7 protein-coding genes are annotated in these 12979 nt (G+C 54.5%); 5 read left to right on the top strand and 2 right to left on the bottom strand.

What is annotated here, in order from left to right:
- Positions 1–37: 37 nt before the first annotated feature.
- From AB5Y59_RS11935 to AB5Y59_RS11925, 3 genes are all read left to right on the top strand, one after another.
- Complete coding sequence (locus AB5Y59_RS11935; RefSeq protein ID WP_039039307.1) at positions 38–1090, top strand: efflux RND transporter periplasmic adaptor subunit; 1053 nt, start codon at positions 38–40, stop codon at positions 1088–1090.
- Positions 1090–4242 (top strand): efflux RND transporter permease subunit, encoded by a 3153-nt coding sequence (locus tag AB5Y59_RS11930; RefSeq protein ID WP_124813477.1) that lies wholly within the window; start codon positions 1090–1092, stop codon positions 4240–4242. The genes AB5Y59_RS11935 and AB5Y59_RS11930 overlap by 1 nt, the downstream gene beginning before the upstream one ends.
- A gap of 196 nt (positions 4243–4438) precedes the next feature.
- Positions 4439–6868 carry a YgiQ family radical SAM protein gene (locus tag AB5Y59_RS11925; RefSeq protein WP_368212030.1) on the top strand — a complete coding sequence of 810 codons (2430 nt, stop codon included), beginning with the start codon at positions 4439–4441 and terminating at the stop codon, positions 6866–6868.
- Positions 6869–6955: 87 nt separating this feature from the next.
- Here the strand turns inward: AB5Y59_RS11925 and AB5Y59_RS11920 are convergent, their stop codons facing one another.
- Positions 6956–8506: a DNA polymerase gene (locus AB5Y59_RS11920; protein WP_346199445.1), complete on the bottom strand. Its 1551-nt coding sequence runs from the start codon at positions 8504–8506 to the stop codon at positions 6956–6958.
- Positions 8499–10172: an RNA-directed DNA polymerase gene (locus AB5Y59_RS11915; protein ID WP_346199446.1), complete on the bottom strand. Its 1674-nt coding sequence runs from the start codon at positions 10170–10172 to the stop codon at positions 8499–8501. The genes AB5Y59_RS11920 and AB5Y59_RS11915 overlap by 8 nt, the downstream gene beginning before the upstream one ends.
- Positions 10173–10944: 772 nt before the next feature.
- Between AB5Y59_RS11915 and AB5Y59_RS11910 the strand changes: the two genes are divergently transcribed.
- Complete coding sequence (locus AB5Y59_RS11910) at positions 10945–11745, top strand: transposase (RefSeq protein WP_368212028.1); 801 nt, start codon at positions 10945–10947, stop codon at positions 11743–11745.
- Between the two features lie 63 nt (positions 11746–11808).
- A protein-coding gene (locus AB5Y59_RS11905; protein WP_103243192.1) for an IS3 family transposase occupies positions 11809–12971 on the top strand; the annotation gives its coding sequence in 2 pieces (ribosomal slippage) (positions 11809–12064 and positions 12064–12971; 1164 coding nt in all).
- Positions 12972–12979 lie beyond the last annotated feature (8 nt).

The following is a 12979-nucleotide window of genomic DNA, read 5'->3' as shown; positions in this document are numbered from 1 at the left end:
CTCTTCTTCCTCTCTCTTTGACTGCATGGATCTTGTGATGAAAACGCGCGTGTGGCTGTGGCTTTTCCCTCTTCTACTATTGCTGGCGGCGGGCGCCTGGCATCTGCGGCAGGCTGAACCCGCCAGCAAGCCTGCACCAAGAGAGATCAACATCAGGGCCGAAACCGTCAGGCAGAGTCTGGCCGAGCCCTCCATCAAGCTGGTGAGCAAGCTTGCGGCCAATCGCTCCGTGGCCATCAGTCCCGAGGTGACCGGCCGCATTGCCACCATCGCGGTGAGTTCCGGCCAGCAGGTCAAACAGGGGCAGACCCTGATCGCCCTGGATGCGGGCAAGCAGCAGGCGGAGCTGGCCGAGCAGAGCGCCAGCGTGCGCGACGAGGCTCGCAAGCTGCGGGACATGCGCAAGCTGGTGGCGCGAGGCGCCGTCACCACCTCGGAGCTGGAGGGGCAAGAGGCGACTGTTGCCCAGGCCCAGGCCCGGGTCGATGCGGCCCGTTACGAGCTCTCCCTGCGCACCCTGGCGGCCCCCTTCGACGGCACCGTCAGCCTCATCGATCTCAGCGAAGGAGCCCTGGTCAACAGCGGCGACGTGCTCTTGCATCTGGACGAGCTGGCAAAACTGCGGCTCGATCTGGCGGTGCCCGAGCGCTACCTCTCCCTGCTGCGCCCCGGCATGGCGGTGACGGCAACCAGCTCGGCCTGGCCGGATCAATCCTTTTCCGGCGTGCTGGAGACCCTCGACAGCCGGATCTCCAGCGACACCCAGAACATCAAGGCCCGCGTCATCCTGCCCAACACCGGTGGCCAGCTGCGTCCCGGCATGCTGATGAACGTGGATCTCTCTCTGCCACCCCAGAAGATGACCCTGATCCCCGCCCAGTCGGTGGAGTATGCCGGCGAGCAGCGCTTCGTCTATCGCCTGGAGGCGGACGGACGGGTGAAGCGGGTGCCGGTGGAGCTTGGCGACACCCATGGCGAGGCCGTCTGGGTGCTCAAGGGGTTGAACGTCGGCGATCGCATCGCGGTGGAGGGGCTGGTCAATCTGCGCGACGGCGCCCAGGTACGTGATCTGGGCGAGGTGAAAGGCTGATGTGGCTCTCCGATATCTCAGTACGCCGTCCCCTGGTGGCGGTGGTCATCAGCGCCCTGCTCACCGTGTTCGGCCTGGTGGCCTTCAGCAAACTCACCGTGCGGGAGATGCCGGATGTGCAGACCCCGTCCGTCTCCATCACCACCACCTATGAGGGGGCGGCCCCTGAGGTGATGGAGAGCCAGGTCACCAAGCCCATCGAGGATCAGCTCTCCGGCATCAGCGGCATCAAGAACATCAACTCGGTGACCCGCAAGGGGCGCTCCTCCATCACGGTGGAGTTCAAGCTCGGCTGGAACATGCTGGAGGGCACCTCCGACGTGCGTGATGCCATCTCCCGGGCCAGACCCAAGCTGCCAGACGGGGCGGACGAGCCCATGGTGACCAAGGACAACGGCAACGGGGATGTGGCCATCTGGCTCAATTTCAGCAGCACCCAGATGGACCGTACCGCCATGACGGATTACGCCAATCGCATGCTGGTGGACCCCTTGAGCCTGGTGGACGGGGTAAGCGAGGTCTCCCTCTCCGGGGACCTGACCCAGGTGATGTACGTGCGGCTGCGCCCCGCCGACATGGCGGCCCGCGGCATCACGGTGGCCGACGTGCAGGATGCCCTCAAGCGGGAGAACATCGAGCTGCCGGGCGGCGAGATCCGCAACAACACCATGGCCATGGCGGTGCAGATTGCACGGCTCTATCACAGTGCGGAAGATTTTCGCACCCTGCCGGTGAAAACCGCCACCAATGGTCAGAGCATCTATCTGGCGGACATTGCGGATGTGGAGGTGGGGGCCAAGAACGAAGACAGCGCCTATCAGCGCAACGGCCGCGAGAGCCTGGGGATTGGCATCGTCGCCCAGTCCACCGCCAATCCCCTGGCGGTGGCCCAGGGCATCGAGAAGAAGCTCGTGGAGATGCAGCGCTTCCTGCCGGAGGGGGCCACCCTTGAGGTCGACTACGACTCCACCATCTTCATCAAGCAGGCCATCGACGAGGTGTATGAGACACTCGCCATCTGCGCCCTGCTGGTGGTGGCCGTGCTCTATCTCTTCCTCGGGCAGGGGCGCACCACCCTCATTCCGGCCATCACGGTGCCCGTCTCCCTGATTTCGGCCTTCATCGGTGCCTGGTATCTGGGCTTTTCCATCAACCTCATCACCTTGCTGGCCCTCATCCTCGCCATCGGCCTGGTGGTGGATGACGCCATCGTGGTGGTGGAGAACATCCACCATCACCTGCAACGGGGCGAGTCCCCCTTGATGGCGGCCTGGCACGGCACCCGGGAGGTGGGCTTTGCCGTCATCGCCACCACCGCCGTGCTGGTGATGGTGTTCGTTCCCATCGCCTTCATGGACGGCATGGTGGGGCGCCTCTTCACCGAGTTCGCCATCCTGCTCTCCCTGGCCGTGCTCTTCTCCTCCCTGGTGGCGCTCACCCTGACCCCGGCCATGGGCTCCTGGCTGATGCGTGCCGTGGACAAGCCCAACGCCCTGACCGCCACCCTGGACAAGGGACTTGGCTGGGTGGAGGAGCGTTATCGCCGCGTGCTGGGGTCCGTGCTGCGCCGCGCCGTCTGGATGCCCCTGGTGTTGCTGCTCTGCCTTGGCGGCATTGGCGCCCTCTTTGGCAAGCTGCCCGCGAGCCTCACCCCGACCGAGGACAGGGGCGTGCTCTATGTGTTCGTGAAAGGGGCGGAGGGCACCAGCATCGAGCGGATGAAGCGCAACATGCAGCAGGTGGAGGCCGCCATCCTGCCGCTGCTCGGCAAGGGGGTGGTGCAGGCCATGAGCTTTAGCACCCCGGCCTTCGGGCGCGGCGGCGATCAGACCGGCATGGCCATCATTCAGCTCAGCGACTGGGCGGTGCGGGACGAAACGGCCACCGAGTTTGGCCGCTCCCTGAGCGGTCGCCTCGCCGGCATCCCCGACGTGATGATCCGCACCTTCCAGCCGGGGTTCAGAGGCGGCTCCACCGCGGCGGTGCAGTTCGTGCTGCAAGGCTCCGATTACGGTGAGCTCAACCAGCAGGGGCTGGCGCTCAAGGAGGCGGCGGCCCAAAGCGGGCTGATGCAGAGCCCGGATCTCGACTATGCCGAGAAGACCCCGGAGCTGCAGGTGACCATAGAGCGGGAGCGAGCCACCCAGCTCGGCATTCCGGTCTCCACCATCGCAAGCTCCCTGCAGGCCCTGCTCGGCGGCGTCAGCCAGACCACCTATGTGGACAGGGGCGAAGAGTATGATGTCTACCTGCGCGCCAACCAGACCCAGTTCAACGGCATCTCCGACATCAGCCGCATCTATTTGAAGGCCGCGAGCGGCGAGATGGTGAGCCTCTCCACCCTGGCGACCGTCACCCAGGTGGCCAGCCCCCAGCGCCTCAACCACTACCAGCGCCAGAAGGCGGTCACCCTCACCGCGGACGTGGCCCCCGGTCACACCCTGGGGGAGGCGCTTGACTTCCTGGATGGCTGGGCCGCAGATCACCTGCCCACCGGCATGTCGGTGGATTATGCCGGCGAGTCCAAGGACTATCGCGACAACCAGGGGGAGATGGCACTGGTGTTCGGCCTGGCCCTGCTGGTGGTCTATCTGGTGCTGGTGGCCCAGTTCGAGAGCCTGCTGACCCCGGCGGTGGTGATGATGACGGTGCCGCTCGGCATCTTCGGCGGCCTGCTCGGCCTCTGGCTCACGGGGCAGGAGCTCAGCATCTACAGCCAGATAGGCATGATCATGCTCATCGGCATGGTGACCAAGAACGGCATCCTCATCGTCGAGTTCATCAACCAGCTGCGCCAGCGGGGTGAAGGGTTCGAGGAGGCGATCATCAAGGGGTCGGTGCGCCGCTTGCGCCCCATCTTGATGACCTCGCTCACCGCCATCATCGGCGCCGTGCCCCTGATGCTCTCCATGGGGGCGGGGTACGAGAGCCGGATGGCCGTGGGAACCGTGGTCTTCTTCGGCTTGTCCTTGGCGACCCTGGTGACCCTGCTGGTGGTGCCCGCCATCTATCACCTGATCGCCAGACGCGCCGGGATGACGGGGGCGCGGGACCGACTGGTGGACGAGGTACTGGCCACGGCAACCCCGGCCAGTCCCTCCACGGTGCCGGGGGCTGTGGCCCCCGAGGGGCGTGACAAACCGGCGGCCTAGCGTGCCGACCCGGATGACAGCAAGCAGGGCGCCAATGGGCGCCCTGCTTGCTGATGAGATCGGAGTCTGTCACGCCGACCTGTCGCGCCCGCTCGAAGGCGCCCCTTCCCCTCGCGTTCTGTAGGGGCAAAAAGCCGTCGCCCCCGCCTTGCTCTGCCGGTATAATGCGCGACCCGAATTGTTCCAGGTGGTCAAAATGCAGCCGGTTACCAACCTCTTCTCCTATCCCCGTTACTGGGCCGAGTGCTACGGCACGGCGCCCTTCCTGCCCATGTCCCGCGCGGAGATGGACAAGCTCGGCTGGGACAGCTGCGACATCGTGCTGGTGACAGGCGACGCCTACGTGGATCACCCGAGCTTCGGCATGGCGGTGATCGGCCGCATGCTCGAATCCCAGGGTTTTCGGGTCGGCATCATCGCCCAGCCAGACTGGTCATCGAAAGATGACTTCATGCGTCTGGGCAAGCCCAACCTCTTCTACGGGGTGACGGCGGGCAACATGGACTCCATGATCAACCGCTACACCGCCGACAAGAAGCTGCGCCACGATGACGCCTACACCCCGGGGGATGTGGGCGGCAAGCGGCCGGATCGCGCCACCCTGGTCTACACCCAGCGCTGCAAAGAGGCCTATAAAGAGGTGCCGGTGGTCATCGGCGGCATAGAGGCATCCCTGCGCCGCATCGCCCACTACGACTACTGGTCCGAGACCATCCGTCGCTCCATCCTCATCGACGCCAAGGCCGACATCCTCATCTACGGCAACGCCGAGCGCCCCCTGGTGGAGGTGGCTCACCGCATCGCAGGCGGCGAGACCATCGACACCATGCAGGACATTCGCGGCACCGCCGTCATCCGCAAGGAGCCGCTGCCGGGCTGGCGCGGGGTGGATTCGAGCAAGCTCGACCAGATTGGCCGCATCGATCCCATCCCCAACCCCTATATGGAAGGGGCGCCATGCAGCGATGACGAGGGTACCGCGCCGGTGGAGCAGGAAGCCAAGCCCATCCTGGTGCAGCCCCCTAAGCAAAAACCGTGGGAGAAGACTTACGTCAAGCTGCCGGCGTTCGAGCGGGTGAAGGAGGACAAGGTGCTCTACGCCCATGCGTCGCGCATCCTGCACCACGAGACCAACCCGGGCTGCGCCCGCGCGCTCTCGCAGGCCCACGGCGATCGCATCATTTGGGTCAACCCGCCTGCCTTCCCCCTCGAAACCGACGAGATGGACGGGGTGTTCGGCCTGCCGTACCAGCGGGTGCCGCACCCGGCCTATGGCAACGAGAAGATCCAGGCCTACGACATGATCAAGACCTCGGTCAACATCATGCGCGGCTGCTTCGGTGGCTGCTCCTTCTGCTCCATCACCGAGCACGAAGGGCGCATCATCCAGAGCCGCTCGGAAGAGTCGATCTTGAAAGAAATCGAAGAGATCCGCGACAAGGTGCCGGGCTTTACCGGCGTCATCTCGGATCTGGGCGGCCCCACCGCCAACATGTACAAGCTGCGTTGCAAGAGCCCCAAGGCCGAGCAGACCTGCCGCCGCGCCTCCTGCGTCTGGCCGACCATCTGCCCGCACATGGACACCGACCACAGCCCGACCATCAACCTCTATCGCAAGGCACGCGACCTCAAGGGCATCAAGAAGATCCTGATCGCCTCCGGCGTGCGCTACGACATCGCGGTGGAAGATCCGCGCTACATCAAGGAGCTGGCCAAGTACCACGTCGGCGGCTACCTCAAGATAGCGCCGGAGCACACCGAAGAGGGCCCGCTCTCCAAGATGATGAAGCCGGGTATGGGCAGCTACTACAGCTTCAAGGAGCTGTTCGACAAGTACTCCAAAGAGGCGGGCAAGCAGCAGTACCTGATCCCCTATTTCATCTCCGCCCATCCAGGCACCACGGATGAAGACATGGTGAACATGGCGCTCTGGATTAAAGCAAACCGCTTCAAGCTCGATCAGGTGCAGAACTTCTACCCGTCGCCGCTCGCCAACGCCACCACCATGTATTACACCGAGAAAAACCCGCTCAACAAGGTGAGCCGCCAGGGCGGGGACGTGTTCGTGGTGAAAGGGGAGCGTCGCCGTCGCCTGCACAAGGCGCTGCTGCGCTATCACGATCCGGCCGGCTGGCCGATGATCCGCGAAGCCCTGCTGGAGATGGGCAAGGGTCACCTCATCGGCAACGGCCCCGACTGCCTGGTGCCGCCGGAAGGTCGCGGCGAAGCCAAAGCCGAGCGCAGCCGCAGCAAGGGCCTCAAGCCCGCGTTGACCCGCCACAGCGCCATCACCCATCAGCGCAGCAACGGGGCGGGCAACAAGGCCGCCCGCAGCGAGGCCGGTGCAGCCAATGCCTCTGCAGCCAGCAAACATGGCGGCAAGGCGGGCAATGGCAAGCCAGTAGGCTCCCAGCTCCAGAAAGGGGCGGGCAACGGCAAGCCCAGTTCGCAAGGTACAGGTCAGGGCGCAGGCCAGAGTGCTGGTAAGAGCAAACCGGCCGGCAAACCCGCCCACAAGGGCAAGGCGCCGACCCGTGCCGGCTCTGCCAAGCCGGGCGCCAAACCTGCCACTCAGGGAGGCAAGCCCGCGGCAAAAGGCAATGGTACCAAGCGACCGGCGCGGTGATATTTTCTGATTGGAAAGTGATAGAAATAAAAAGGCGACCGGATGGTCGCCTTTTTTATAAATTAAAATACTTGTTTTAAATAAAATTTAACTTTCGTAAAAGTTACTTAGTGATGCTTTTGGTGTTATTTTACTTTCGCCGAGAATTTCACTCATTGCATCGACAAATATTTTAATTAGTTCATTTGTATCAAAATCTTTTGGATGCTGAACTAGTAATGCATCATGCATAGGAAGAATGATTTTAATATTTATATTTTGGGAAATATTTATAATAGCCTTTTTAAAAATCAAGGAGCCCGTACCTTGTATGACTTGACTCACACAAGATCGCTTTTCACTGGATGTTAATGGGCCCGTATTCTCTCTCTTCAAATAGTTACCTAGCTGAGTTGGAATTTTTCCATTTTTATGAAAAATTGTTGCAATTTCTTCCCTCCATTCCTCCAGCCTTGAAAAATTAGCGAAAAATATCTTCGCTTGCTCTTTATTACCATTGTTTTCTGTAACAGCCCTTAATAAGTTATCTAGAGTCATTCCATATATAAATGAAAGGAAAATCATTTTCGCAATTTTCCTTTTATCCGGCGTTCCAAACGCTTGAGATGAAAACTCGGAATATATATCATGACCAGAATACATAGATATTAGATTTTCATCTTGACTATAATGTGCCATAATACCAATTTCGAATTGATCGTAGTCAATATAGCTGAGTTCTTTTCCTTGAGATGGAATCAATATATTTCTGTATCTTTTTGATATATTTTGAAGGCTTGGTGATTTTATATATATTCTAGATGTTATTGAGCCGTTTAAATCTACATATGGGGTTATAGATTTCTTTGAATGAGGAATACCAAGTAAGGTATTTCTTGTTGCATTTGTCTTCTGTAGTTGCCCAACTATTTTACCAAAGTTATCAGGCATTGGAATAAAGTTTAAAATATAATCTAATGACTCGTTTTCAATATTATAACCTCTTAATGATAAATACTCTGAAAGTTCAGCTTCGGATGGTATTTCATACATGAAATCAAAGGTTTCAGCGAAAAATTTAAGTTCTTTAAAGTATCGCTCATTTATCTCGTTTTTATGTGCTTTTAATATCTCGCAATCTATTTCTATGCCTCGTGATAGATGGTTGTAAATAATGTTGTAAGTTGGTATTTCAATGTCAAAATATCTATTTATTTCATCAAGTCCCTCGGCCTCTATTAGCAGTTTTTCAAATGCACTTGAAAGTTTATGAGAAAAAAGCATATAAACTTCGGAAGTGAAACTTTCTTTCCTATAGTAAATCTCAAAATACGATTTCAGATCATTGATATCATCATATTCATCTTTCATTATCTCTTTTGTCTTAAAGTATTCTTTATTTTCATTAGTTACTTTTTGCTGTAAAAGATAGCGTTTGAAGTGAGTGATATCTATGACTGATCTCGGTAGTTGACCGACGCATTTATAAATGCTGTCTGTTATTGTGTAATAGTCATGCGTGATCAGATGGCAATCTAAATCTAGTAATTCCTTCGCGTTTACCTCATGAAAAAAATTGTCTAGTAATAAAAAATAGCGATCATCACCATTAAGTTTAAAGTCTTTTAAATATAAGAAGACACAATATTCTTTAGTCATATGGGCTAAGCTCATTGTAAATTTCTGAGAATGATAATGAATCATTTTTTATATAAATGAATTCATCTCTCAAATATTTTTTAGAATTAATGCCATTGATTGTTCCCTTTACCATTGGAGATATTTTATTCACAAGGATGGGAGATTTATTAATAGGGCGGCTTTTTATGGCTATTAAATAATGTCTTTGAATTTGAAATGGCCAATTAGATTCTATTTTGTCATGAAGTGACTCAAGGAAAGGAAATTCATCATGAGTAGCGAGGTAAATAAGGCAGAAAGCCACCTCGGGTCTGGTTGGGGTTTCTAGACATAAGTATTTGGCCCTTTCAATTAGTTTTGGTCGATGTAGTTTTTTATATGATAGCATCATCCATATGTGATAGTTTTGCCAATCGTAAATGCAGTATTCTTCATCTGTAATAAAGTTTTCTATTTGTGATAAATGTTCATCTTGAAGATCTAGGTCGAGCAAAAGTCTACAAAACTGGTCAGATGATGCAGGTTGGTCATATAGCGCCTCTATTAATGTTTTGATAATGTCATTTGATATAAGAGAGTTGGTTTTGAATAGTTCTGCAGTAACTAATGTTTTTATTCTATTGATGCAGAATCTAAAGCGCCTGCTCTGTGTTTCATGATTTATCACAAGCTCCTTGAGCATGCTAGTTAGTTCGGGAATGGATCTTATAATGACCCCCTTACTTTTTGATTTCCACATGTTATCTATTGTAATACTTTGCTCATCAGAACCGGGAAATAAATCGTCTATATCCTTCTCGCTAGAATCTTTGCTATAAATGTTTGTTTTCTTTGAATTTATATTCATTCCAATCTTTCTTAATTCAAAAATTAAATCATTCAGTGCCTTTTTTGCGCGAAATCTATTTTTACAAATTATTCTTATATCATCTACGTATCGAAAGTAATCATATTTACGGTCAATCATTGCTTGATCAACAGAAGTTAATACAATGTTTGCTATAAATGAAGATGCATCCCTGTTTTGTGGTAAACCATGGAGGTCATTGAAGCACCATTTATGTAATAGTCGACACAATGTATAAATGGCACTTCTGATTTTAGTCTTGATCTTTCCTGGCGCCTTTACTTTTGGTAATAAGTTTATAAATGCATGTTCTATATTTTTAATAGAAATATGTTCAAAGTAGTTAAGCAAATCAGTGACCAACAAAAAATTATCATCAGTAATGCCTAGTTTTGTTATACCCTCAAAAGTATTCCAGAGTTCAATTCTATTCTTGAAAATATATTTTTCCTTGGAGCGATTTGCGTTGTAGCGGTGACTGAAAACACGGTTGGATATTAGAGGATCATAGTATGGTAGTAAAAAACTACAAATGGCTTGATATAAAAAGCGATCGTAGAAATCAGTTTCTAATGAGTAACGTAGTCCTAAGTTGCTTTTAGGTACATCATATATGAATCGGTCGCTTGGAGTATATGAACCATTCCCTTCATCTATTTTTACTTCTATTTTATCCAGTAGAGGTTGTTTTCTAGAAAGTAGGTCCTCGTAATTTAATGAGTCGATAAACCAGTCATCACGCATGTCTTGCCTTAAATGAAGAAGAACTGCGTCAGTACGTATGGGAAAATGGAAAAACTCATTGTTTAAATCTTCAGTGTTATTTTCTTCTGTCATTAAAAAATCCTGTTATCAATGAATATCAAATATTTTTCATGTAAAATATACTATGAATATATTAATTTGATACATGGTGATGTGTCATACAACATCATCAAATGATAAATACGCTACCGCCCGTGGATTACAGCTTCCAATATGCTCCCTTGACCTGCGCTTGCAGCAACCCATCGCAGCTCAACAGGTTCTGAATGGCCATAGTAAGCCAAACGAAACTGTCGATGTGAGCATCAAATTGACTTAATGGTCAGGAGGAATCTGGGACACCCACCTTTTTGTATGGGGCGTAACGCCACCAAATCCCACGCTACCGCCCATGGATTACAGCTTCCAATATGCTCCATTGACCAGCGAGGGCAGTGGCCCATCGCAAAATCTGGGACACCCACCTTTCTGTATGGGGCGTAACGTCACCAAATCCCACGCTACCGCGCATGGATTACAGCTTCCAATATGCTCCATTGACCATCGAGGGCAGTGACCCATCGCAGTTCAACAGGTTCCAGATAGCCACTGTAAGACAAACGAAACTACCCAAGCGAGCCTTAAAATGATGTAACCATCGGAATCACATCGTTTTTTGAACTTGATCAGCAAATTGTGCAATCTGGGGGTGAAATCTGGGACACCCACCTTTTTGACAGCGGCGTAGTCCTGTACTTGGCTTGAGGTGTCACAGCCCAGGGGGCGAAAATCTGGGACACCCACCTTTTTGACAGCGGCGTAGCCCTGTACTTGGCTTGAGGTGTCACTGCCCAGGGGGTGAGCCATGACCATTGCCCGTTCACGTCAAATCAGTTTGCAGGATACGCCTTACTATCATGTGGTCAGTCGCTGTGTGCGGCGGGCGTTTCTGTGCGGGGAAGATGCCCACTCCGGCCAAAGTTACGAGCATCGGCGTCAGTGGGTAGTGGACAAGTTGGGCCAATTGTCGCGACTGTTTGCCATCGGTGTGTGTGCCTATGCAGTGATGAGCAATCACTATCATCTGGTGCTCAAGGTTGAGCCGGATACCGCTGCCAATTGGAGCGAGCGAGAGGTGGCCGAGCGTTGGGAGGCGCTGTTCCAGTGGCCGCTGCTGGTGCGACGCTGGTATCAGGGGGAGTCCCTGATTGAGCCTGAACTCGCTGTGGTGCAACAACTGATAGGACAGTGGCGGGAGCGCCTGCATTCCATCAGCTGGTTTGTGCGGCTGCTCAATGAAACCCTGGCTCGGCAGGCCAATCGGGAAGATGGTTGCAAGGGCCATTTCTGGGAAGGGCGCTTCAAGAGCCAGGCCTTGCTCACCGAATCAGCCCTGCTGGCCTGCATGGCCTATGTTGATCTCAATCCTATACGAGCGGGATTGTCCGACCGGCCTGAACAGAGCGATTACACCAGCCTCAAGCAGCGTCTCGATGGCGAGCAGTCCGCCGCCCCATTGCCGCCGTTGCTGTTGCCATTCGCGCACGAAGCGCGACCCGATAGCCTGCCATATACCTTTGCGGATTACCTGATGCTGGTGGACTGGACAGGCCGCGCCATCCGAGTGGACAAACGGGGCCATATCCCAGTTTGTCTTGCCCTGTAGTGGTCTAATCATCCCGGACACCGTTTTAGGTGGTACAGTCGCCACCATTATTTGAGGTGTTCAATGACAAGATTACGTCGCTCATTTACTGCCGAGTTCAAGCTGGAAGCCGCATCCCTGGTGCTCGACCAAGGCTATTCAGTCCCCGAAGCCAGCCGTTCACTGGATGTCGGCGAAACCGTGCTGCGTCGATGGGTTCAGCAACTTCAATCAGAACGAAGTGGCGCTACACCTGCTAACCGGGCGCTGACCCCTGAGCAGCAAAAAATTCAGGAGTTGGAAGCCCGCATCAACCGGCTTGAACGCGAAAAGGCCATTCTAAAAAAGGCTACTGCTCTCTTGATGGCGGACGAACTCGAACGTACGCGCTGATAGACCGATTAAGGGAGCAAGCCCCCACCACCCTGGTCTGTTGCGCTTTCGGTATACCAACCGCCTGTTTTTACGACTATCTGGCTCGCAGGCGCACAATTAACCGTGAACGGGTGCAGCAGAGAAGTGAGTTACGGTGTTTGTTCAAAGAGAGTAGAGGCTCAGCTGGCAGCCGGGCCTTGATGTCAATGATGCGGGCACTGGGGCATCAGATTGGTCGGTTCAAGGTGCGTCGCCTGATGAAGGAGGCCGGGCTGGTCTCCAAACAACCGGGAGCTCATCGTTATCAGGTCGCGCGGTCTGAACGACCGGATATTCCCAATCTTCTGGCGCGTGAATTTGATGTCCAGCAACCCAATCAGGTGTGGTGCGGCGACATCACTTACGTATGGGCAGGTGGCCGCTGGCATTACCTGGCCGCGGTGCTCGACCTCCACACCCGACGGGTCGTGGGCTGGGCGATGTCCGGCAGGCCTGATGCTGAGTTGGCCGTGAAAGCGCTCGACATGGCGTATCAGCAACGGGGCTGCCCGTCTGGCGTGCTGTTTCACTCCGACCAGGGCAGCCAATACGGCAGCCGGGTATTTCGGCAACGGCTGTGGCGCTATCGCATGACCCAGAGCATGAGTCGGCGTGGCAACTGCTGGGATAACGCGCCGATGGAGCGGCTGTTCAGGAGCCTCAAGACGGAATGGCTTCCGACCACGGGGTACATGAGCCTGCGGGAAGCCAAGCGGGATATCAGCTACTACCTGATGGATTACTACAACTGGCGGCGCCCGCATCAACACAATGATGGGATACCGCCAGCAGAGGCCGAAAATCGGCTTAACTGTGTGTCCGGATTTAGTTGACCACTACA

The sequence above is a fragment of the Aeromonas sp. s10 genome, from assembly GCF_040907975.1.
GTDB lineage: Bacteria > Pseudomonadota > Gammaproteobacteria > Enterobacterales > Aeromonadaceae > Aeromonas > Aeromonas caviae.
The sequence above is the reverse complement of the archived record's forward strand: the minus strand, read 5'-3'. Positions and strand labels throughout refer to the sequence as shown.

Bases quoted from the DNA above. Each gene is read 5' to 3' on its own strand.
- AB5Y59_RS11930 (WP_124813477.1), top strand. From the start codon at position 1,090: ATGTGGCTCTCCGATATCTCAGTACGCCGTCCCCTGGTGGCGGTGGTC.
- AB5Y59_RS11925 (WP_368212030.1), top strand. From the start codon at position 4,439: ATGCAGCCGGTTACCAACCTCTTCTCCTATCCCCGTTACTGGGCCGAG.
- AB5Y59_RS11920 (WP_346199445.1), bottom strand. From the start codon at position 8,506: ATGACTAAAGAATATTGTGTCTTCTTATATTTAAAAGACTTTAAACTT.
- AB5Y59_RS11910 (WP_368212028.1), top strand. From the start codon at position 10,945: ATGACCATTGCCCGTTCACGTCAAATCAGTTTGCAGGATACGCCTTAC.
- AB5Y59_RS11935 (WP_039039307.1), top strand. From the start codon at position 38: ATGAAAACGCGCGTGTGGCTGTGGCTTTTCCCTCTTCTACTATTGCTG.
- AB5Y59_RS11915 (WP_346199446.1), bottom strand. From the start codon at position 10,172: ATGACAGAAGAAAATAACACTGAAGATTTAAACAATGAGTTTTTCCAT.